The organism is Bacillus sp. N6 (assembly GCF_052805735.1).
The window spans coordinates 2079552-2103385 of record NZ_CM127843.1 but is presented as its reverse complement, the minus strand read 5'-3'; the positions used below and the strand labels follow the sequence as shown (position 1 = coordinate 2103385).

The window sequence follows — 23834 nt, the reverse complement described above, 5'->3', positions numbered from 1 at the left end:
GAAAAGCGTCACCTAAACTCCTTGTTATATTAACACCCAATATTAATATACATCACATAAATAATTCTTTTCTCCATTTTCTCACCGACAAATTCAAATTAAAATCGTAAGATTCTGCGCTTTTTTAGTCTAAAAAGAGTATTAATATCTTCTTCTTTTAACTCACCGTACTCAAGTAATTTCTGATGAATACGAAACACTTCTGGCTCATTTACCAATGATATAATTGGATGATATTCAGTCCCAATAAAATAATATTGAGGTATAAGGTTTCTAATTCGATGTTCTGCCGCTCCCTCTAATAACACGCTTTCCTCATCAATATCAGCAACCCCATCGTCGTACTCAGCGTCTGTGATGTATCTATCCCTAAACCATGCTGCTTCTTCCATAGTATCATCTTCCCTTTCTTCATAAATTCCAAAGCGCAGCATTGGCTTCGTCTTTATCAATAAACACTGTTTATCAAGTGAGCCAGGATATTTTAATGCCCATAATTTATCAATCTGAATTTCAATTCCATCCATTATCCACGTTTCATCATCCAGTTTAAATAAATTAGAATGAATTTGTGAACTGCTAAAACCTTGCGTCCACCAAAGATTTATATTATCCCTTACATCAATTAACTGATTCATAACAAAATCAATTCGTTTTTGATTCCCTGCTTCTACTAAACCATTCTTTCCAGGGAAAGAGAGTCTTAATAATTTATCAAATACACTTAAATTATTATTTAATCTATCTATTTCATCCTCAACACAATCCGGTTCCTGCAAACCTTCAATCAACGCCCTCTCTATTTCTTCGATTGTTTGAAAACGCTCTTTAGGAGAATTACTTAACATTTTCTTTACTATTGGTTCAATAACTTCATAGGATAAATCCTCAGCCGTAAGAGGAGCCCTATCTCCTCTAGTAGCACTTCCTATAATAATCCATGTAATAATTTGTCCTAAAGCAAATATATCCATTGTACAATGCGGAGTATTTGCTTTTTGAAACTGTTCTGGTGCTGAAAAATCAAAATTAGCCATTCTGTCACCTTTTTTTGTTTGGGCGTGTCTTTCATAAAATTCAGGGTCAAACCACGAAATGCCAAAATCCGCTAAAACCATCTTCCCATCAGTAGCAACCAAAATATTTTCTGGTTTCAAATCCCTGTGCACTATGTTTTTCTTATGGATAACTGATACAATTTTAAAAAGGTTATATAAAATAGGGCGTAAAGTATCGAAATTATTAATTTCCACGGTGTTTAGCCATGATTTTAATGTATAAGGATACTTTTTCATCAATATGTACGGAAATTGTTTTCCCTCAATTGTCAAATGACCATAATAATATATTGGGACTACCGCTCTAGTTTCAGCTAACTGTACGATTTCTTTAAATTCCGTTAAAAAACGCCTATATTTTGTAGAGTTTTGTCCCACTTCTTCTGCCAATATTTTTATAGCGACTTCATTTTTTCCGAAGTCGGCAGTAAAAACAATTGCGTTTCCTCCTTCACCAATTTCTCCCTTTACATTTATATCTCCCATAGGAGTCTCAAGTTTCCCCTCAGTCTTCAAAAAACTTCTAATTACTTTCTTATTGTTATCAATCATATTTTATCCCCTACTCCATTTGTCTATAAATTCTTAGATATATATTATTGTTTTAAATCTGCTATTTTCTTATGCTCATCAACAGTTCTTTTCTTCTTAAAAAATTCTATTCTTAACAAAATGAGTTCCCTTTATCTAGCAAAAAAACCATATCCCCCATTTTAATATTATCCATTATAAAATAACCTTTTATAGTTTGGTTTATTGCTCCATATTAACAAAAAACAATGTCTTTTTTGTCGAAAAAAAGTGAATCCATCACACTTTTTATTTTTAATAATAAAAGCATTTTAATTAACACAAAAATTCAGGCTGAGCTTTATCCAAATTACATTCTCTTCATTTCACCTGTTTTTCTTAAACTTCGCATGTAATACTATTACCCAAGAAACTTTATAAATTTATGCGGTATTCTTTTATAAAAATACTTTTATAGTATGACATTAAAAATTAAAGTATTGTTTAACGCTGACAACAGCTTTTTTTATTTCTATTTATAATTTACTTAAATTTAGATAAACAAGGTTAGTTTCTTATCTCAAATTTCATGAAAATTTTCTGAACCATAAAGTTTGAGATAGGACAATCTTGAATCTTTGATACATTGCATTTTTACAAAAAAACGTTGTCTTAAACTTCATAAAATTGGGTGTTATTATACCAAGGGATTCAGCCCACACTCATCTCAAACTTGGTGAAGGATGACAGAGTACCTTCAGTATAAAAATTTTTCACTTTATAAAAACCAGTTCTAATCATTCTTTGATAGCTGTTATAGCAGCAAATCCGTTGAGTTAACAATATGAATTCCATATGTTAGTTTTAATTGCTCAAATGCTTTTTCCGTTTCCTCTTCATAACTAGGAATAGGGCTCATACAATCATTTAATAGATAAATATTGGTTGTTACAGAGCGGTCATCTGTATAATGTTCAACAATTTGCTTTACTGATTCTAAGACACAGTGAGATTTGGCCTCTCCCGCAATAATAATTTTTTTGTAAGATTTTAATGAACTTAAAAATTCATAATTCCCTTCATCATCCACTGCATATTCAGGCTTAATCATCCCATACATTTCACTTAACGGATTTTGCCCCTTTACAATTTTTTCTATTTTAGTGTTTCGAGCAATAGAGTGGAAATGAATCATATTAGAAAATTGACCTTCTAATGCCGCCCCATTAGTTCCTTCAATGCAGTGATACGTCCAAATACACAGTTGCTTCTTACCTTTTTTTTCGAGATTACGCAGATAGTCTAAGCTTTCTTTTTGTTTTTCCACCGCTATCCAAATCCCCTCCTCTACATCATCTGCTGTAATAATAGTAAATGGGGCTGGGTGATTGCCTTCTCTATCCACCCACCAACTAGGGTGAAAAATTTGATGTAAGTCATGGGTATCTAATGACACTGCGATGGTTGTAATTTTATTTAAGTTCTTATAGATAAAATTTGTGATATTTCGAATATCCCGGTGAGAATTTGGAACCCCTAATTCTCCGTTCTCCATAAAATCATTTTGAAAGTCAATCCCAATAACCATTACTCGTTCCTTATCTTCCCTCGCAGGAATTAATTCCTCTGCCTTTGCCAAAACAAGTAATTCATTTAGTTTCATTCTGTTTGTTCTACCAATTTCATCAATCCTAACAATGTCTTCAAATCTTGTCTTCAACTTAATTCATCTCCTATCTCAATGTTTTTTGATTTGCATTTTAGGATACTACTACTGTGTAAAAAGTAAACGGTCCCACAACAGAAACATACGTTCTGTCTAACTGCGAAAAAAATAGCTCATTCTAGAGTCTGTTTTTATGCATATAATATCAAGGTTTAGTCACACCCCATTAAACTACAACAACAAGATACAAAACACTAATTAGTTATTCTAAAGAGTCTTTTCAGATTCTGTTTTTAGCTAAATAATTCCTTTACTTTCACATACATATTTTAACATTAGTGATTAATAAAAGCTAACCATATCCTTCAATTGCAAACAGATAATTAATTGAAGGATTATTATGAGATATTACTGTAATAATAAGCTTTAAAAGGAAAATGGATTCCTAATATTCATAAACAAATATCAGTACAAACACCTACAAGATGAACTTCTTCTATTCCTCTTTCTCTTAACTTCATTTCTAAGTCGGTTCCTGCAAATGCACTATATCGTGTTTTATCCATGTAATATACATTTTCAGCATTTTTATATGTTTCGTATACATCTTGTAATTCCCCAAACAAATCTCTTCCACTTGTACCAGCTATATTATGGGGTGGGAATAATTTTGATTCTGGATGATATACATCATTTTTTTCATGTTTATCAATCGCAAAGACAACGTAATCTCCATTTTCAATATATTGCGTCGTTATATGTACAATTTCCTTCTCAATTTCTTGACCTGGTTTTCCGCAAGTTAAAGCACCTTTTTCCGCTACAAAATCATATGTATAATCAATATTAATAAGAGCTCGTTTCATAACTACTATCTCTCCTTCTCCTGTTTCACAGTAAACAATAGAAAATTTGTTATTACGACATCGTATGTACTATTCGACATTTCAAATGAAATACCTACATTTTTCTTCTGAAACTTACCTTAGTCCGAGTTTATCATATAATAGATAAACAATGGTAACACAAATAGGTCCTATTAATAAGTCATGAATTTGATAATTGAGCGTAACTTGAATCACCTCTTGTATCGTAAACCAAAATACTGCCATCATCATACTAATTAAGACGATACGAATACACCGATTCACATCTTCAACCTCTTTCTCTGTCATAGTAGTAACAAGTGATTTCTTCCTATTTAATCGTATTAGAAAACGAAACAAGTTATTCACTCTTGCACACTCTAGTCCAAATAAAAAAGCACACTACTTTTTTGAGTAATGTACTTTTTATTCTTATTAAGACGCAGGCTTTGTCTCAAATGTTGCTTGATTAAAACTAATAACCTTTCCTTTCGGGTCATTGTTTTCATACTGAACTGCAGTAATCGTATGACTACCTGTTTCAAGCGTCTTTTCTTTTAATTGTACTGTTGTCTGCGTTGTACTAGTTACTTGATGTCTATCTGTATACATTTGATCTACAAATATGAAGGTTTCTTTATCACTTTGAAAATTAGAAAGTTCTAATTCAACTTGCTGAATTAAAGTATCCTTTTTAATGAATACAGTCGGTATATTGCCATTTTCAGAAGTACCATCTGGAGTAATAACTTTTACTTTCCCTTCTCCAATTGACATTGCACCTTCAGGAAATACAACCATATTCTCATCACTTGCGTTTACAACTTGTTCTTCCTGTTTTGATTGCGCGTCCTCTTTTTCCTGTGGAGCACCGCAACCTACTAATAACAATACAGACAATCCAGTGATTATGAATTTTTTCAAAATTCATCCCCCCTGTCATTTGATTATAATTTATTATACAAAAATAACTTTTAAATTTTAAGACAACTTTTAAAACTTTTATGAACATATAGAAGCTTGCTCACGATTAATGTATCATACTTTCCTTAATAGAACATTAATTTTTTTATGAAATAAATAGTAATTCCTTCTTATTTATCATTTTAGCCCAACAAATCGATATAATACCCGCTCAAAAATAAAAAGACATTGATATGTCCAATGTCTTTTCTATGTAGCACTTTAAAAAACAAATGTTGTGATTTCTTCTACTTCTTTTCTTGGAAGTTTTTTTGGCTTATCTTTCGGAAATCCGAGTGAAATAACCATATTTATTTGTTTTTCAGGCTCAATTTGTAAATATTGGCGCAGTTCATCTTGAGCTAGCAATACTGGCCCTGTCATTGGACAAGTACCAAGTCCCTTTGCATGTGCAGCTAACATTAAGTTTTGTGCCGCTAAACAGCTACTCTTAATCCCTTCTTCTTCCCAAACTGAATCTGGAACAAAAGCAATTGGATCAAATATCTTTTCACGGAACTTTGATTCATATGGTGTTGCCAAACATACGATTAATACTGGTGCCTCAGAGAAAGCTGTTGCATATGGTCCGAAAGAACGTGTAAGTAATTTCCCTGCTTTCTCTTCTCCATTTTCTGCTGCTTTTGCCGCAAGTTTATGTAATGCATCCCATGTCATTTGTTCAATTTCTTTGATCTTCTCTCGATTCATGATAACTAAGAATTCCCACGTTTGCGAATTCGTATCACTCGGTGCGTAACGCGCACAATCAATTATTTCTTTTATATCATTAGTAGATACTTCTTGATCTGTAAACTTTCTAACACTTCGTCTTCCGTGAATTACTTCTTTAAAATCTTCATAATTCATATATTAAATCCCCTTTTTACAGCGTTTTCAAAACTTGTCCTATGCTTGAATTATATCATGAAAAAAAGCCGGAAGAATACCAGCTTTTTTCTTCATGATTAATTTGTCACTTTAAACAAACGAATACTCTCTTCATATGCAGCTTGTAATTTTTTCGTAATTGGTCCTCTTTCACCAGCTCCAAACTGTTCATCACCAATTTGAACGACTGGGAATATTTCAAGTGGCGTCGCTGTAAAGAAGCACTCATCAGCTTCATATACTTCTTGTAATGAAAACTCTCGTTCTTCTACTTCGATATGTAACTCTGTCGCTAATGTAATCACGTAGTGACGTGTAATACCATGTAAAATGAAATGATCCGCTGGATGTGTAATTAACTTATTATTTTTCACAATAAAGAAATTGGAATGACATCCTTCAGTCACAATACCACCTCGTACTAATATTGCTTCTTGATACCCTTGTTCATTTATTTTGTTTTTGATCATGATATTAGGAAGCAAATTTAAAGATTTTATATGGCAAAACTTCCACCTGATGTCCTCTTCTACTGTTACCTTAATCCCTGCTTCCATTGAAGCAACTGGTCTTGGGAACGAAACAAGATTTGCAAAATATGTCGGTTGTAAATCTGATTCATATACATGATTGCGCGGTTGTGCACCTCTTGATATTTGTAAATATACATTTCCATCTTCTTGAAATTGATTTTTTTCAATCATTTGATATAACTCTTCTACTAATTCTTCCTTCGTAAATGGTGGAATTATTTTTATTTCTGCCATAGAGTTAAAGAATCGTTCTAAATGTAAATCTAATAAATGAGGCTTGCCATCGTATAGTCTAAATACTTCATAAATACCATCACCAAATTGGAAACCGCGCTCTTCTAATGCGACCATCGGCTGTTCTTCCTTCGTATTAATCATTCTCCCATTAAACAAGATCCAATCTTTATGAGTAGCTTTCATTCTTCCCCACTCCTTTATCACATGATTGATTTTATTGTACAACTTATGTCACCCCGAAAGAAGGAATTTTCTGTATTTTCACAAATAAAAAATACATCACTTCGTAAAAGTGATGTATTTTATCATTTATTTAAGGAAATATTTTTCAATATCATCTAACATAAGGTTCGCAGCTTTAATACCGCCTGCTGTATTCCAGATTACCTCATCTACTTGGAATACTTTATTATTTTTAGAAGCCTGTAGTTGCTTAAAGAGTGGATCTTCTGTCCATTCCTTTGCTAACGAATTTCCTTCATTATTCTTATCTGCATCTTTATCAGACGTGAAATAGAATAAGTAGTCTCCGTCCATATTTGGAATTTGCTCTTTTGTAATTCCTTTTATCGCAAAATCATCTTTATCTTGTAATGGTGGTCGTTTAAATCCAATATCATTTAAAACAACTCCCGAGAATGAGTTTTTTTGATAAATACGAACATCACCTGGCACGAAACGAATAATAGAAACTTTAGAATTTAATTTATCTCCTAACTTCTCTTTCATTCCTTCAATACGTTTTTTATAATCATCAAGAGCTTTTTGCCCTTCTTTTTCTCTATTTACAGCTTTTGTATAAAGCGTAAAGTTTTCTTTCCAATCACCGCGTAATGTTTCTGCATAAACAGTTGGTGCGATTTCTTTTAGCTGATCATATATTTTTTCGTGACGCATTTTATTTCCGATAATTAAATCTGGCTTAAGCTTCATTACAGCCTCTAAATTAATATCACGTTCAGTTCCTACAACTTCCGTATTTTTTAACTCTTTCGCTACATGAGGATACCATTCATCACCAGCACGTGGTTTTGTAGTCCCCACTGGCGTTACGCCCACAGCTAGAAGAGCCTCTGCACCTTCATTTGTTAAAACAACAACTTTTTTAGGTGTACCATTTACTGTCGTTTCGCCCATTGCATGCTTTACCGTATATGAATCTTTTGCTTTCGCTGATATATCATTTTCCTTTTTCTCTTCTTTACTACATCCTGCAATTACAACCATGAGTATCATAATGCAGAACATAATTAGTTTTTTAGTATGTATCATATGTCCTCCCTAGATGAAATCGATTATCATTAACAATTAAAGATTAATGTATCCTACATACATTGTCAATGTATATCAGAAAACTTTTTTAATATATACTATTTAGATTCTATCCGCTTTTCTAATGTTTCTTTTTAAAACATAGTGCATAAGTATGAAAATAAATGTTGTTATTAAAATGCGTACCCTTGTTATACATAACAAAGATACGCATCCATATTGCATTATCATTTTAATTGCTAATATTGAGTATACTTAATATACGATGGATCATTATATACCCACTGCTTTCCACCAAGGTTTAACCAACCATTTTCATTTATATATACTAAATAAGATTCTGGAGAATTTAATTGGCGGATAACTGCAGATGTAGTTGATGGACCACTTCTTAAATTTACATTCATCCCTTGTATATATGCAACCCCAATCGGACTTCCATCACTATTACTTGTCTTTACAAAATTAATGTAAGAAGGATCATTATACACCCATTGTCCATTCCCCAAATCTAACCATCCGTTACTTTCCTGATAAACAACGTAAGATTCTGGAGAATTTAATTGACGAATAACTGAGGAAGAAGTTGATGGACCATTTCTTAAATTTACATTTTTCCCAAGGATATAAGCGATTCCCTTCGTTTGAGGTGTCGGTTGTGGGTTAGGAGGTTGTGGATTTGGAGCTACTCCAAAAATAGCCGCTATTCCATTCGCATACGCTTGACTTAGATCTTCAATAAATTGTGGATTTTTTAATAAATTTGCATCAAACGTTGTATCAATAAAGGCAGTCTCAGTTAAAATTGCATCCATTGCGGTTTCTCTTAATACCGCATAATTTTCTTTTTTTGCTCCTCGATCACGAAGACCGTATTTTGTTAATACAGGATTTACTGCTGTATGCATCTTTTGTTGCTTTGCATATGCAGTGCTGCTGTTGGATAACGCATTATAAATATAGCTTTCAAAACCTGTACCCCCGCCGCTATTAATATGAAATGAAATAAAATAATCCGCACCAAAAGCATTGGCAATATTAGCACGTTCCGATAAAGAAATAAACACATCACTATCACGTGTCATTTTAATTGTAATTGGGTAATTTACCGTTAAAATGTCTCGAACGCGTCTAGCAATTTGAAGTGTTAAGTTTTTTTCTACTAAACCATTACCAACAGCACCAGAATCATATCCACCGTGCCCTGCGTCTATAACAAGTTTCATTTTATTGCCCCGCCCCTTTCTTGTAATATGTTTGCATTGCTACTCGTCCTATTTTATGTGAAATGTACAAGTTCTGTTACAATTACAAATAAAAAAAACGCCTTATGTAAGGCGTTTTCTATCATCTTGCTTTAACCAATTTAAAATAAATATATACGATTGATAGTGAACATAACGTATGCAAAATAAAATAAATAAAAGTGTTATTCCAGCACCACTATAAAGTAAACCGAACTTTAAAAAAACATTCACAAGTGGTGGAAAGTTCATTAGATTTTGTAATGTACTAAGCATACAAAACATAATGAAAAAGACAGGGACATATTGTAATTCATACGGCTTTTTTTTCTTACTCATTCTTTTCCGAATGAGTATATGACATAATTCTGCTACTATAAAGCACCCTCCAATTAATACAAGACCAGAAGTCATCGTCATACATCCACCTGCCTTATATTTATTTTATCGCATAAGTAATCATCGTTATATTTTCTTTACATACTCTTCATCTTCTAAAGTAAAACCAAAACTCTCTATGAAAGACTTCGCCTTTTCTGTTAATTCCTCTTGTAGCACTTTTATTTCTTTCACATTTCTTTGTTTCATCATTTCTTCAAATGTAAAATACGTATTTGCACCATAACCGTAACCTTGGTAATCAAAATGAATAATTAGCTGTGATAAAACAGCTCGTTCCTCTTGAACACTATAATCTATTACACCAATATATGTATCATCAACTTTCACACAGTACTGTACCTTTTTCTCACCTAAACTATGCGATTTAAACATTTCTTTAACAACGCTTTCATTTTCTACATTAACTTTCTCAAACGTAATCATATGTTGTCCATCCTTTTACTATTATTGTATCAATAATACTTCCTATTTATGAAAAAAACCTTAAGACCGTATGCGATCTTAAGGTTTTTTTAATTAAACTAAGCTATACGCACGTTTTGTTTCTTCATGGAACTTATTCGTATCGTATTTATGCTCAACATAAATTTGGTGCCATACCATAAACGCAAGGACAGTCCAAATTTTACGGCTATAATCGCCTTTATCTGCACAATGTGCTTCCAGTAAGTTTAATACATACTGTTTGTCGATTAAATGCTCTGTTTTACTCTCGTTTATAATATTGATAGCCCAATCATGCATTTCGTCTTTTAACCAGTGACGAATTGGTACTGGGAATCCAAGTTTTTTACGATCTAATACGTGATCTGGAACGATTCCGCGTGCTGCTTCACGTAAAATAGCTTTCGTAGTTCCGTTAGCAATCTTAAATTCAGTTGGAATTTTAGATGCAACATCGAATACTTCTTTATCTAAGAACGGTACACGAAGTTCTAATGAGTTTGCCATTGTCATTTTATCAGCTTTTAATAAAATGTCACCACGTAACCATGTGAACATGTCAATGTACTGCATTTTGCTTACATCATCATAATCTTTAATCTCGTTATACAATGGTTTCGTGATATCCATATAGTTAACACTTTCATTGTAATACTTCATTAATTCAACTTTCTCTTCTTCACGGAAGATTTTCGCGTTTCCATAGTAACGCTCTTCAATTGGCGTACATCCACGCTCTAGGAAGCTCTTACCTTTAAATCCTTCTTTAAGAGCACCACTTAATGCTTTTAGAACGCTCTTACCTGGGCTAGGAATGTAAGAGAACATTTTTAGTGAGTTTGGCTCACGATAAATGTTATAACCACCAAATAGCTCGTCTGCACCTTCACCTGAAAGAACAACTGTTACATGCTTACGTGCTTCTTTTGCAACGAAGTACAATGGTACAGCTGCTGGATCTGCTAAAGGATCATCCATATGCCAAATGATTTTTGGGAACTCATCCATAAACTCTTTCGCTGAAATGAATACGTTATGGTTTTTAACGCCTAATTTCTCAGCAGTTTCTTTGGCAACATCAACTTCACTGAAACCACGTTGTTCAAAACCAATAGAGAATGTTAAAAGATTTGGATTCATTTCTCTTGCGATAGAAGCGATAATAGATGAATCGATACCACCAGATAAGAATGAACCTACTGGTACATCACTGCGCATATGCACTTTTACTGAATCGTATAACACATCACGAATTGCTTGGATATGCTCCTCTTTCGTTGCGCTTGAAGCATTGAAATAAGGTTTCCAGTAGCGATGGATCTCCATCTCTTTACCGATTTCTTTTACGAAATAATGACCAGGCTCGATTTTATTAACATCAATTGTTAATGTTTCTGGCTCTGGACCATATTGGTACGTAAAGTAATGTTGTAGTGACGTTGGATTAACTCCTTTATCTTCCATCACATGCATAATACTTTTCTTCTCAGATGCGAAGAATGTAGTATCACCTTGTTGTGCGACGTATAAAGGTTTAATACCGAAGTGGTCACGTGCACCGAAAAGTTTCTTCTCTTCACGATCCCAAATCATAAATGCAAACATACCACGAAGATAGTCTACACATTTTTCTTTCATATGTGCATACAATGCAATGATAACTTCTGTATCAGATTGTGTTGCAAACGTTGCACCTTTTTCAAGTAACATTTCACGTAATTCTACATAGTTGTAAATTTCACCATTAAAAATAATTACATATCGATCATTTTCATAAGTTAGCGGCTGATGTCCTGCCTCTAAGTCAATGATACTTAAACGGCGGAAGCCAAATTGTACATGTTCATCACGAAAATATCCTTCGTCATCTGGACCACGGTGGAAAATCATCGTGTTCATATTTTCAAATTGATGTTTTTCTGTTTCTGAAAACTCTCTAGGGTTTTCACATAAACATCCTACAAAACCACACATACTTCTTACCCTCTTTCGGTTTTCATTCTGTTTCTATACTACTATATCAACCCTATTTATACTAGCATAATCAACTGAATATGGCGACCAAAAACTATAAAAAAATCACTCCATTTCACATTTTTAACAATTTTTTATGAAAACATGAAAACTAGGCACTCACCTTTCTCCGCTTTTGTCATATGATATTGCAAATTGATTTCTAGGAGGGAATACCATGAGTGAAGAAAAAAAAGATTCTTCTCGCCCACCGGTTCGTAATTACTTAAAGCAAATTGATGATTTCTTCGAGCAAACACCTCTTCGCAATGTAATCGCTGATTTAAATCATTTTTTCCAAAAAGGAAACCGTTTATTAACATTCCCTGTAGATTTATATGAAGTTGGTGAAGAACTCGTTGTTACAGCTGAACTACCAGGTATACAAAAAGAGCAAATTCAAATTGAAATACAAAGTGAATACTTAAAAGTCTCTGTAAAAGAAGAGATACTCGAAGAAGAAGAAGAAACATCCCATAACTATTATCGCCGGGAACGTTCCATTTCAGAAGCATCAAGATTGATTAAGTTGCCGTATTCAATTAATAAAAAAGCAGCAAAAGCTTCTTATCAAAACGGCGTATTAGAAATTCGGGCGCCGAAACTTCCCCAACAACATGACATTTTATCCATAGACTAATGCAAAAAAATAAGGGTGCTATGCACCCTTATTTTTAATCCACTAATCGCTTCATATCACGTATAATGTCTTCGTATGGCGTATTACTAATACCACTATACTTTTTCATTACTTTTCCGTTTTGATCAATTAAATAAAATGATGTACCATGCATGACCTGACCATTCTCCGGCTTATCTACAAGTGATTGGAAATTATCTTTTGAAAACTTCGTGATATCTTCTAACGAATATCCCGTTAATAAATTCCAGTTACTAGTATCCTCTGTAAACTTTTGAATAAAAGCTTTCAGATTTTCTGGTTTATCAAGGTCTGGATCTACACTAAATGAAACAAACTGAACATCTATCTTCTCTTCTTTTGCCATCTTTTGCAGCTTGGCCATATTTGCAGTCATTGGTGGACAAACTGTTTGACAATTTGTGAACATAAAATCTGCAACCCAAACTTTCCCTTTTAAATCTTTTGTACCAAATTGCTTTCCATCTTGATTTGTAAATTGGAAAGTTTCTAAATCCCAATTTAATGGTTTACGAAGCTTTGAACCTGATTCACTACATCCAGCAAGTACAAAGAGACAAAATACAACCATAAGACCAATTATTTTTTGATAACGCTTCATTTATAAACCTCTTTTCTCTATCCTAAATTTAAATAGGTTATGTTTATAATAACAAAAGTTAACACTACGAGAAAATTGTTTACTACATTTGTTCACGAAATCGTACGAATTTACGTATGTTACTTCTTTATTTCAAGCGAATTACTAGACAAAATATATTTTTTTACTATTATTTCTATAAATAGAATTGATAAAACTAATTTTATTGTTACTTTTGTAAATATCTCTCCCTATTTTTTAACAATTCCTTAAACATTAATCCATGTTTTACACTGTATTCCTTAACAACATTTCGGTACAATACAAATACAACGATTGTAAATGAGGTGATGTTCATGGCAAAGCGCTATGAAAATATGGATAATGTTAGTACAAACAAATCAATTCGCTCTTTTTTACGCTGGCGTAAAGAACGAAAGCAAAACAAAAAGGATTTTTCTTTCTTAGTAGAACAATCACCCGTTAAACAAAGTGCATTTTTGCAAAGTAATGTTGAAAAAACGACTATCACGTGGATTGGGCATTCTACTTTTCTTATCCAAACGAATGGACTTAATATATTAACAGATCCAGTATGGGCCAATAAATTAAAGCTAGTTCCAAGACTTACAGAACCTGGACTTTCTATAGAAGCACTACCTAAAATTGATATTGTCCTTATTTCACATGGTCATTATGATCATTTAGATTTTTCAACTCTTCGTCAGTTGAATGATGATGTTCTATATCTTGTACCTATTGGATTAAAAAAATTATTTACTCGTAAGAAATTTAAACATGTAGAAGAGTATAAATGGTGGGAAAGTACGATAATTAATGAAGTTTCTTTTCACTTCGTACCTGCTCAGCACTGGACGAGAAGATTCTTATTTGATATGAATACGTCTCACTGGGGCGGATGGATTATTGATAATGAAACGACTATGGAAACCATATATTTTTGTGGCGACAGTGGCTATTTCCAAGGTTTCAAAGAAATTGGTGAACGCTTTTTAATTGATATTGCTCTTATGCCCATTGGCGCTTATGAACCAGAATGGTTTATGAAAGTATCTCATGTTTCACCTGAAGAAGCTGTGCAAGCTTATTTAGATTTAAACGCTATGCATTTTATACCGATGCATTACGGAGCTTTTGCACTCGCCGATGAAACACCTCGTGAAGCAATAACTAGACTTCGAAATAATTGGAATTTGCGCATGTTACCATGGGAACAACTGCATGTACTCTTTTTAGGCCAAACTTTTATTTATAGTAACGCAACAAATGATAAGCAAGTAAATGAAAAAATTGAAACTTTACATGTGTAACGTAACGACTGATTTTCTATATCCAACATATAATATAGAAAATCCTATAATGAAACTTTAATCAGTGGGAGTTTCTTTATCCCCACTGATTATTAACCTTCACCAATCGGGCTTTTACGGACAGCCCGCCACCTAACCTCTTTGCTCCAGCTAAATTTTGAGGTGGGAGTTTTACTGTCCGCAAATAGCAGGATAAAGGGTGTTATCTATGAATGAATATTTACAGACTCGCTATATCATTAGCGGTAGTGCCTGTATAGCTCTGCTTATTTCTTACTTTCTATTTACATAAAAAAGCTACTTGAAATATATTTTCAAGTAGCTTTTTTATTACTCTGCTAAATACATAAATCCGATTGCACCTGGACCTGTATGAGTACTAATTATAGGCGTTGTATAGAAAATTTCTGATTGAGCAAACCCACTCACTTTTTCAACCGCCACTTTCATACTTTCAGCTAAAGGAATTGCTTTCGCATGCGGAATTGCAACAGCCTTTACAACTTTTCCAGCTGTATCTTGCTCAAATAACTTAGCTAATGTTTTTACAATTTGGCCTTGGCTACGAACTTTCGTTACAGGATTATAAACACCATCTTCAAGACTAGCAATTGGCTTTATATTAAGCAGCGAACCGATAAACGCCTTTCCTTTACCGATACGTCCACCCTTCACTAAGTTTTCTAATGTATCTACTACTACATATAAACGAGTATTCTTTCTTACTTCATCTACACGTTTTAAAATTTCTTCTAGTGAGCGTCCTTCATTTGCCATTTTTGCAGCTTCAATCACTTGATATGCTAAAGCATGTGTAATAAATTGAGAATCAACAACTGTTACTTTTGTATCGGTCATTGATGCAGCACTATTTGCAGTTGCTACAGTACCACTCATTCCACTTGTCATATGAATGGAAAGTACTTCACTTCCATCTTCACCTAACTTGTCGTACATTTCTACAAATGTACCCATTGCAGGTTGTGATGTTTTTGGTAGTTCCTCTGATTTAATCATTTCTTCAATAAATTCATCTGGTTGTAGATCAACGCGATCTAAATATGTTTGTCCATTTACAGAGATTGATAATGGTAGAACATGAATGTCATACTTCTCGATTACCTCTTGTGATAAATCTGCCGTTGAATCTGTTACAATTTTAATTTTTTGCATATTATATTCTTCCCTTTCCAATACGCTCTCCTTGTTATTATACTAGTATTCCCACTGCTTTCAACAATTTGGAACGAAATTTCATCAAATTAATTATATTTTTATATCTAAAATGAAAAAGACAGAGCTCCTAACCCTGTCTCTACTCTATATCATGCATTTTTTTCAAGAGTATTTGTTTTATATACATTTAAATAATCATTCCACTTCAAACAATTTTGTAAATATTCACGGAAAGAATATGAAAATCTTGGATGTTTTTGTTTTTGAATTTTTGCAATAAATAATTGAAGACGAGACTGAATTAGAAACGATAATGGATGCTGTGCCTGTAGGACAGGGATTTCGAATATTTTAATACAATCCCCTGTTGAATGAGTGAAATAAAAACTTTTCGTAATCACAATATCAATCCTCTTTTTCATTGGATTTTTGAACTTCCTCTACTTTGCGCTGTAAGACGTTGTTTAAAGTGGAGTAAAATCAGACTTATATGATTTCTGTAGTCCTTATGGCTAGAAGATTTATACTCTATTCATCTCCACCTAATCCATCTTCCCGTCCTAAATATCTCTGAGACGGGAATCTCATTATCCATCAATTGTTTAATACATTTAGTATAAGCTTATAAAAGCGCAAAGTTTGTCTAAATTTTGGAGATTCTATAATTTTTTTCTTCTATATATTGTATACGTTTATAGCTATAGTATAACAAATAAATAAAAAAGTGCCTTTATAACGAGGCACTTTTCGACTGCATTTCTTCTCTTTTCTTTTTCCTCTTACTTACAACCTTTGATAAAGCAATACTTACTTCATAAATACAAATAAGCGGCACCGCAACTAAACTATGAGATAAAAAGTCAGGCGGTGATATACAAGATGCAATGATAATTAATGCTACGTAAGCATACCTTCTTATTTTTATTAAAAATTCCGCCGTAAGTATTCCAATACTAGTTAAAAACATTACAACGACTGGCAATTCAAAAATCACAGCAAATGGAACTGTTAAATTAAGTACAAAATGAAAATACTTTTCTGTCGTAAACATCGTATTAAACATTTCATTACCTATCGTAGTTAAAAAGTGAAATAGAAACGGCATTACAATAAAGTATCCAAAACATAAACCTGCGATAAATAATATAGACAATACCGGTATATACATTATTGTCATCTTTTGTTCATTTGGATGTAAACCCGGTTTTACAAATAACCAAATTTGTATAGCAGCAAAAGGAATTGTACAAACGATAGCAAATACTGTAGCAATCGAGAAAAAAATCCACAATACATCACTTGGACCGAGAACAGTTAATTTCATTGGTAAATCTTTTACAAGCCAAAAATAAATATCCTTTGTAAAAGTAAATCCAATAATTAAAAATAGTACAAAGGATAACACTGTATATATTACTCTTTTTCGAAGTTCAACAATATGTTCTACTACGCTCATTTCCCGATCTTCCATCTCGTTCACCACACTTTATTTTTCCATTACAAGGAAAATACATTACAGTTTTTCTTTCTTTTCCTTTTCTTGAAATGCGTCATCTGTCAATTCTTTCGTTGATTTTTTAAACTCTTTTAACGTTTCCCCTAAAGCCTTCCCGATTTCCGGCAATTTTTTAGGTCCAAATAAAATGAGTACTGCTACTAAAATTAAAATTAACCCTGGAAAGCCAATATTTGAAAACATTTCCCCATCCCCTTTATTAGTAGTTTCCTTGTCCTACTATTACATAATTTTATTTTGTCAAAAAAGTTTGAAAACGTCAACAAATCCATTGCCTTTTGTCAAAAAAATTCAAAAATATAATCAATTATACAAATTTCATTTTCTATTGCTCTTGTGTATGATATGGTAAGGGAAATGACATATTATTTTATGATAGTAGAAAGGATTTGCATTATGACTGAAAAAATGACACGAATGACCCAATTTGTAAAAGAAGAAATTGCAAATGCAATTACACATGGTATCGGTGCCATTTTAAGCATCCCTGCCTTAATCATATTGATTATTCATGCTTCTAAGCACGGTACCGCATCAGCTGTAGTCGCATTTACTGTTTATGGTGTAAGCATGTTCTTACTGTACTTGTTTTCAACATTGCTACATAGCATTCATCATCCTAAAGTAGAAAAAATATTTACTATTTTAGATCATTCAGCCATTTACTTATTGATTGCTGGCACGTATACTCCTTTTCTACTTATTACACTTCGTGGCCCATTAGGATGGACGTTGCTTGCTATAATTTGGACACTTGCAATCGGAGGTATCGTCTTCAAAATCTTCTTTGTACGTCGCTTTATAAAGGCATCAACTTTATGTTACATCATTATGGGCTGGCTCATAATCGTTGCCATTAAACCACTTTATGAAAATCTAACTGGACATGGTTTTTCACTACTTTTAGCAGGTGGAATTTTATATTCTGTCGGAGCTATATTCTTCCTTTGGGAAAAGCTACCTTTCAACCATGCCATATGGCACCTGTTCGTTTTAGGTGGTAGTGCGATGATGTTCTTCTGTGTACTCTTTTACGTCTTACCTACAGCATAATAAAAAAGGTTTCAGCTTACTATAAGCTGAAACCTTTTTTATTACTTATGTAATTGTGATGCGATAACTTCCTGTGTATGCTTCGTTAATTCTTTAATATCCATATTCGCATACTCTTCAGGTGTAATCGGCTTAGAAATTGTTACTGTTGCATGAGCTGACTTCATACGATTTCCATTCGCTTCAAACATCTTATATGTACCATCTAACGTTACAGGTAAAATTGCTACACCTGATTTTACTGCAAGATGGAAACTACCAGCCTTAAACTCTCCAACTTCGCCACCTTTACTTCTCGTTCCTTCTGGGAAAATTACGATAGAATGTCCATTCTTTAATAGTTCGATTCCATCTTTAATTGCTTTAAGAGATTGACGACGATCGCTACGATCCATAAATACACAATTCATAAGTTCCATCCAAGTTGGTACAACTGGGAACTTTTTAATCTCTGCTTTTGACACGAATCCAATTGGTTTATTTAAGTAACCTAGTAAAACAGGGATATCCATATTACTTTGGTGATTACTTACAACTAGTACCGGCTTGTCTTTCGGAACATTTTCAAGCCCTTTCACTTCTACTGTCCCTCCAGCTACACGTACCATTTTCTTACCAAACCAATTTGTCGTTTTGTACACAGCATTATCTTTTTCTTTTGGCGCCATCGTATTTACTTGTCTTTTAAGACGCCACATTCTCGGTGTAATCGCAATTACAATTAAAATTAAATAAAAGATTTTAAAAAACGTTTGAATCATACAGAACCCCCACCTATTATCATTCCGACCTTCATTATACTAGACAAACGAAGGAAAAAGAAGAAAAAAAGTCCAAACAGCAAGTGTTTGGACTTTTTAAGCATTCTATATTAGAAACGTTTTGCTAATTCACGAGCATTAGCAATTGCCGCTTCTTTAATTTCTTGTGCTTTTTCAGGGTTTGCATTCATACCCTCAACTGCAATATAATCAGTATCATTTACACCGACAAATCCTAATACAGTTTTTAAATGATTGCGTCCGAAGTCTACAGCTGCGTATGCTCCTTCAGAATATACGCCACCTGTTGCTTGAATGTGAAGTGCTTTTTTACCTTCTAATAAGCCGACTGGACCATTTTCAGTATATTTGAATGTTTTACCTGCGATTGCTACGTTATCTAAGTATGCTTTTACTACTGGTGGATAGCTAAAGTTCCACATTGGAGTTACGAATACATAACGATCTGCATGCATAAATGTTTCTAAGTTTGTGTTCATTGCTGCTACTTTTTGTTGTTGAGCTTCCGTTAAAGTTTCAAAGCCTTCACCTGCTGCAAATTTACCCCAAGCAGCAAATACATCTGCATCGATTGCTGGTACAGTAGTATTGAATAGATCAATTGTTACAACTTCGTCTTGTGGATGCTCGTTTTTATAAGCCTCGATGAAAGCTTCCCCTACTGCCATTCCGAAAGAACCTTCTGCTGAATTTGGATTTGCTGTGATAAATAATACTTTTGTCATTGTATTCTCTCCCTTTTTTCTCTTTATCTTCAATTCAAGATTTGTTTTTTAAAAGTTAATAACTTACCTTATGTAAGTATAATACAAAAAGTTTTATTCAATGTCAATAAAAAATAGCTACTTTTTTTTCGTAAGTTAATGATTTATTTTGTTTCTCTAAAATTTAGTATACAGATATTAAGACTTCTCATACAAAAAGGCTACCTCTATAAATTATAGAGATAGCCTTTTATTACATATTATTTTTGAAAAACATGTTTTACTTTTTCAGCTGGAATGTTACTTCCACCTCTACCTTTTACATCTTCAATCATCATTGTAATGACCATATCTGGCGAATTCAAATCAAATGCAGCGAACCAGCCTAGTTCTTTTCCTTCGGCTTCTTTAGATACTTTTAATTCCGCTGTACCTGTTTTTCCAGCAAGAGTCATTCCATCAATCTTAGCAATTTTCCCTGTACCATCCGGATCATTAATTACTTTCGTCATAGCAGTTTTTAATATATCCTGATTTCCTTTAGAAATTACATTTTCTTTCCAAGCTTTTGGTTGTTTATCTGTTTTAATAATATACGGTGATGGAATCGTTCCATCATTTACAATTGGCGCATACGTTAAAGCTAAATGAAGAGGAGTCATTAATACTTGTCCTTGTCCATATCCTGTATCTGCCATTTGAATATCATTTTTAATACCGTCATTTGCAATTTTAGAAGCAGGGAATCCATATTCAATTGGTAGTTTCTCATCAAATCCGAATTTTTTCGCTTCACTCATAAACTTGTCTTTTCCGATTTTCAACGCTTCTTGTGCGAAGTAAATATTATCCGAGTATTTCATCGCCTTATCAAAATCAATCGGATTTGCATCTTTCACACGCGTTACATAATAATTACCCCAAGAAGAATCTTTTGTCCATTTTAATCCTTCAATTTTCAACTCTTCTTTTGGATCGATTGTTTTCGTTTCAAGACCAATTGCAGCTGTAATTGGTTTAAATACAGAACCTGGTACCGATAATTGTGTAAAGCGATTCGTCATCGGTTTTTTCGGATCATTATTCCAAGCTTCGCGTTGCGCTTTCGATGTTCCTCGTGCAATTAAATTAGGATCATATGCTGGACTACTTACTAGTGCAATTGTTTCTCCACTTTTCGGATTGATTGCTGCACTTGAACCAGCTTCGCCCTTCATTTCATTATACGTTTTTTCTTGAACAGCACTATCAATAGTTAAAGTTACATTTTCTCCATCAACAGCATCTGTTTTTGCCAAGTTTTTAATTTCTTTTCCTTGCGCATCTTCTACAAAGACACGGCCACCTTTTTTACCGCGTAGCTTTTCCTCTAATACTTGCTCTAAACCAGCTTTACCAACTGGGTCATCAGCTTGATAGCCTTTCTTTTGTAGCGTTTTTAAATCTTCAGCATTTACCTTTCCAATATAACCAGTCAGATGAGCTGCCGCTTCCCCTAACGGATATGTACGAACATTTACAGGTTTTGTTGAAACACCTGGTAAATCAATGTACGTATTTTGCGTTGCCCCTTCAGGCAAAATTCCAATTGGTACGAGATACCCTGGTTTTACCCATTTAGCAGCTAATTTTTGATCAATTTCTTCTACAGACATATTTAATAACTTCGCTACTGTTTCTTTCGTTTGCGGAGCAGTATCGCCTAACTTTTCAGGAATCAATCCGATTTCAGAAGCTTTCCCATTTGTTGCAAGACCTTTTCCATTACGATCGTATATTTCACCACGTTTTGGCTGTGTTGTCTGCATACGCACTTTACTATCTTTCGTCATGCCAGGGAAAATAAAATCAGGAGTCCAATCTATTTTCCAAGATTCTTTATCTCCATCTTTTTCTTTAACCATTTTTGCTTCATGGCCAAAAGTAATTTTACCACCAACTGTATCCATGCTTACTTTAAAAGGAACAGGGCCTTCATCTTTTTTATCTTCTTTTACTTCCCCTGTTTCCACCTTTAAGTCTTTCACTTCGATACCAGAATAAATTTTTTCATATTTCTCAGTAAATTCTTTCTTTGAAATATCTTTTTTTGCATTTTTTGATAGTTGATCATACATATCTGCAAATTTTTGTTTATTCCACGCTTTTACATATGTATCAAACGCTTCTTGTGGTTTTTCTTCTTTACCACATCCAACTAACATGAATGTTAAGCAAAGAAAAAGAATCCCCCATATCTTTCTCAATCGATTCTCCTCCTCTTTCTATATTAGTACTTTTGAAAATTTTAGCATTTTTACATGCTACCTATCATTATAGCACTATCGAATCTCATCTATAAACTTATATTGGTGAATATAAATAAAAAGATTGATGCGAATTCTCACATCAATCTTCTTTATTATTGTTGTTTCTCATATACGTGGTAATAATACGTATACGGGTTTTTTTCATCTGTTAAACCTTTTTCTACAAAAATCTCTTTCCAATTTGTCATATCCATTTCTGGGAAGAATGTATCTCCTTCAAATGCATAATGAATTTTTGTTATATACAACTTGTCTACGTATGGTAAAAAGAGATCGTAAATTTGCGCTCCGCCAAAAATAAAAATCTCTTCTTCATTTTTACATAGTTCGAATACTTCTTCTACAGAATGAACAACTTCACATCCTTCAACGTGATATCCTTCATTACGAGTTACAATAATATTACGTCTTCCAGGCAGCGGTCTACCAATCGCTTCATAGTTCTTTCTTCCCATAATAAGCGGGTGACCCATCGTTGTTTTCTTCACGTATTGTAATTCACTCGGTAAACGCCAAGGTAAATTATTATCTTTACCAATTACTCTATTTTCGTCCATTGCGACCATAAATGAAACAATCATTTTTTCATCTCCTCTACAATTATACTGCAACCGGTGCTTTAATTGCTGGATGTGGATCATATCCTTCAATCGTTAAATCTTCCATTTCAAAATCGAAAACAGATTTCACATCTGGATTTAATGTAAGTTTCGGGAATGGACGTGGTTCACGTGCCAATTGCTTTTCTACTTGTTCAAAATGATTTGTATAAATATGTGCATCACCAATTGTATGAACAAATTCTCCTACTTCAAGACCACATTCATGTGCAATTAAATGTGTTAGCAGTGAATAGCTTGCAATGTTAAATGGAATTCCAAGGAATATGTCACCACTTCTTTGATATAGCTGACAAGAAAGTTTCCCATCCGCTACATAAAATTGGAATAACGTATGACAAGGCGGTAATGCCATACTCGGTACGTCTTCAGGATTCCAAGCAGAAACGATTAAGCGGCGTGAGTCTGGTGTTTTTTTAATCATTTCAATTACATCTTTTAATTGATCAAGTGTCTCACCAGCTGTCGTTTTCCAAGCACGCCATTGCTTTCCGTATACGTCTCCTAAATAACCATATTTATTTGAGAAATCATCATCTTCTAAAACGTTCTTTTTAAACAATTCCATTTGCTCATCGTACTGTACTTTAAATTCTTCATCTTGTTGTGAGCGAAGACCAAAATCAGTCATGTCAGGACCAGTATACTCATCACTTTCTACCCAGCTCTTAAACGCCCATTCATTCCAAATATTATTATTATGCTGCAATAAATAGCGAATATTTGTATCACCTTTCATAAACCAAAGCAATTCACTTGCTACAAGGCGAAATGGTACTCTTTTTGTCGTTAATAAAGGAAATCCTTTACTCAGATCAAAACGCATTTGATATCCAAATACAGATACCGTTCCTGTCCCTGTACGATCTTCTTTCTTCGTACCATGTTCCATTACATGGCGGCATAAATTTAAGTATTCATTTTCAGCATGTTTCATATGTAGAAAAACCTTCTTTCAATCTTATATGAAATTTATCATAACATGAAAAACAGTGAATTTAAT

At 33.4% G+C, this 23834-nt stretch carries 24 protein-coding genes and 1 pseudogene; 3 read left to right on the top strand and 22 right to left on the bottom strand.

All coding sequences use genetic code 11. From position 1 onward, the window contains the following. Window positions 1–98: 98 nt before the first annotated feature. The 12 genes and pseudogenes from ACUXVC_RS10860 to asnB all read right to left on the bottom strand — a co-directional run bounded on the left by ACUXVC_RS10860 (window position 99) and on the right by asnB (window position 12060). Complete coding sequence (locus tag ACUXVC_RS10860; protein ID WP_446026033.1) at window positions 99–1610, bottom strand: protein kinase domain-containing protein; 1512 nt, start codon at window positions 1608–1610, stop codon at window positions 99–101. A gap of 772 nt (window positions 1611–2382) precedes the next feature. After that, a complete protein-coding gene (locus ACUXVC_RS10855) occupies window positions 2383–3288 on the bottom strand; it encodes a hypothetical protein (protein WP_446026032.1) in 906 nt (301 codons plus the stop codon). A gap of 401 nt (window positions 3289–3689) precedes the next feature. Next, window positions 3690–4100, bottom strand: a pseudogene (locus ACUXVC_RS10850) (cysteine hydrolase family protein); the annotation flags it as partial. A gap of 114 nt (window positions 4101–4214) precedes the next feature. After that, window positions 4215–4469 (bottom strand): hypothetical protein, encoded by a 255-nt coding sequence (locus ACUXVC_RS10845; RefSeq protein ID WP_095690985.1) that lies wholly within the window; start codon window positions 4467–4469, stop codon window positions 4215–4217. Window positions 4470–4535: 66 nt separating this feature from the next. Further along, entirely contained in the window at window positions 4536–5024 is a 489-nt protein-coding gene (locus ACUXVC_RS10840; RefSeq protein ID WP_000713495.1) for a hypothetical protein, read from the bottom strand. Between the two features lie 261 nt (window positions 5025–5285). Further along, on the bottom strand, window positions 5286–5933 hold the full coding sequence (locus ACUXVC_RS10835; protein WP_053564602.1) for a nitroreductase family protein: 648 nt from the start codon (window positions 5931–5933) through the stop codon (window positions 5286–5288). 98 nt (window positions 5934–6031) lie between these two features. Further along, window positions 6032–6907, bottom strand: coding sequence for a D-amino-acid transaminase (gene dat / locus ACUXVC_RS10830; protein WP_144465454.1), 876 nt, complete (start codon window positions 6905–6907; stop codon window positions 6032–6034). Between the two features lie 126 nt (window positions 6908–7033). Continuing rightward, entirely contained in the window at window positions 7034–7996 is a 963-nt protein-coding gene (locus tag ACUXVC_RS10825) for an ABC transporter substrate-binding protein (protein ID WP_053564604.1), read from the bottom strand. 239 nt (window positions 7997–8235) lie between these two features. Beyond that, the gene (locus ACUXVC_RS10820; RefSeq protein ID WP_095690989.1) at window positions 8236–9222 is read right to left on the bottom strand and encodes an N-acetylmuramoyl-L-alanine amidase; all 987 of its coding nucleotides are present in this window, start codon (window positions 9220–9222) and stop codon (window positions 8236–8238) included. A gap of 102 nt (window positions 9223–9324) precedes the next feature. Then, window positions 9325–9654: a hypothetical protein gene (locus ACUXVC_RS10815; RefSeq protein ID WP_000200465.1), complete on the bottom strand. Its 330-nt coding sequence runs from the start codon at window positions 9652–9654 to the stop codon at window positions 9325–9327. Window positions 9655–9705: 51 nt separating this feature from the next. Continuing rightward, window positions 9706–10065, bottom strand: coding sequence for a GNAT family N-acetyltransferase (locus ACUXVC_RS10810; protein ID WP_089170912.1), 360 nt, complete (start codon window positions 10063–10065; stop codon window positions 9706–9708). A gap of 93 nt (window positions 10066–10158) precedes the next feature. Next, window positions 10159–12060, bottom strand: coding sequence for an asparagine synthase (glutamine-hydrolyzing) (gene asnB / locus ACUXVC_RS10805; protein ID WP_000333826.1), 1902 nt, complete (start codon window positions 12058–12060; stop codon window positions 10159–10161). A gap of 217 nt (window positions 12061–12277) precedes the next feature. Between asnB and ACUXVC_RS10800 the strand changes: the two genes are divergently transcribed. Beyond that, window positions 12278–12739, top strand: a complete 462-nt coding sequence (locus ACUXVC_RS10800) for an Hsp20/alpha crystallin family protein (protein WP_001288086.1) — start codon at window positions 12278–12280, stop codon at window positions 12737–12739. Between the two features lie 34 nt (window positions 12740–12773). Here the strand turns inward: ACUXVC_RS10800 and ACUXVC_RS10795 are convergent, their stop codons facing one another. Next, window positions 12774–13361: an SCO family protein gene (locus ACUXVC_RS10795; RefSeq protein ID WP_000833332.1), complete on the bottom strand. Its 588-nt coding sequence runs from the start codon at window positions 13359–13361 to the stop codon at window positions 12774–12776. Window positions 13362–13696: 335 nt separating this feature from the next. Here ACUXVC_RS10795 and ACUXVC_RS10790 point away from each other — a divergent pair, with 335 nt between their 5' ends. Next, window positions 13697–14671 (top strand): MBL fold metallo-hydrolase, encoded by a 975-nt coding sequence (locus tag ACUXVC_RS10790; RefSeq protein ID WP_098976042.1) that lies wholly within the window; start codon window positions 13697–13699, stop codon window positions 14669–14671. Between the two features lie 330 nt (window positions 14672–15001). On the opposite strand, the gene ACUXVC_RS10785 is transcribed toward ACUXVC_RS10790, so the two are convergent. The 4 genes from ACUXVC_RS10785 to ACUXVC_RS10770 form a co-directional block, all read right to left on the bottom strand. Then, entirely contained in the window at window positions 15002–15844 is an 843-nt protein-coding gene (locus tag ACUXVC_RS10785) for a DegV family protein (RefSeq protein WP_069356630.1), read from the bottom strand. A gap of 152 nt (window positions 15845–15996) precedes the next feature. Beyond that, window positions 15997–16248 (bottom strand): DUF2535 family protein, encoded by a 252-nt coding sequence (locus ACUXVC_RS10780; RefSeq protein WP_000629012.1) that lies wholly within the window; start codon window positions 16246–16248, stop codon window positions 15997–15999. A gap of 329 nt (window positions 16249–16577) precedes the next feature. Next, on the bottom strand, window positions 16578–17318 hold the full coding sequence (tatC, locus tag ACUXVC_RS10775; RefSeq protein ID WP_000390119.1) for a twin-arginine translocase subunit TatC: 741 nt from the start codon (window positions 17316–17318) through the stop codon (window positions 16578–16580). Window positions 17319–17360: 42 nt separating this feature from the next. Further along, window positions 17361–17546, bottom strand: a complete 186-nt coding sequence (locus tag ACUXVC_RS10770; protein WP_000492442.1) for a twin-arginine translocase TatA/TatE family subunit — start codon at window positions 17544–17546, stop codon at window positions 17361–17363. A 213-nt stretch (window positions 17547–17759) separates the two neighbouring features. On the opposite strand from ACUXVC_RS10770, the gene trhA reads away from it, so the two are divergent. Then, on the top strand, window positions 17760–18416 hold the full coding sequence (gene trhA, locus ACUXVC_RS10765; protein WP_000136889.1) for a PAQR family membrane homeostasis protein TrhA: 657 nt from the start codon (window positions 17760–17762) through the stop codon (window positions 18414–18416). Window positions 18417–18457: 41 nt separating this feature from the next. Here the strand turns inward: trhA and ACUXVC_RS10760 are convergent, their stop codons facing one another. From ACUXVC_RS10760 to ACUXVC_RS10740, 5 genes are all read right to left on the bottom strand, one after another. Further along, window positions 18458–19177 (bottom strand): lysophospholipid acyltransferase family protein, encoded by a 720-nt coding sequence (locus ACUXVC_RS10760; RefSeq protein ID WP_000616582.1) that lies wholly within the window; start codon window positions 19175–19177, stop codon window positions 18458–18460. Between the two features lie 110 nt (window positions 19178–19287). Next, window positions 19288–19923: an FMN-dependent NADH-azoreductase gene (locus tag ACUXVC_RS10755; RefSeq protein ID WP_000170028.1), complete on the bottom strand. Its 636-nt coding sequence runs from the start codon at window positions 19921–19923 to the stop codon at window positions 19288–19290. Between the two features lie 239 nt (window positions 19924–20162). Further along, complete coding sequence (pbpC, locus tag ACUXVC_RS10750; protein WP_016098466.1) at window positions 20163–22148, bottom strand: penicillin-binding protein 3; 1986 nt, start codon at window positions 22146–22148, stop codon at window positions 20163–20165. Between the two features lie 155 nt (window positions 22149–22303). Beyond that, window positions 22304–22792, bottom strand: a complete 489-nt coding sequence (locus ACUXVC_RS10745; RefSeq protein ID WP_000637207.1) for a dihydrofolate reductase — start codon at window positions 22790–22792, stop codon at window positions 22304–22306. Between the two features lie 19 nt (window positions 22793–22811). Continuing rightward, on the bottom strand, window positions 22812–23768 hold the full coding sequence (locus ACUXVC_RS10740; protein WP_000679600.1) for a thymidylate synthase: 957 nt from the start codon (window positions 23766–23768) through the stop codon (window positions 22812–22814). Window positions 23769–23834: the final 66 nt, after the last annotated feature.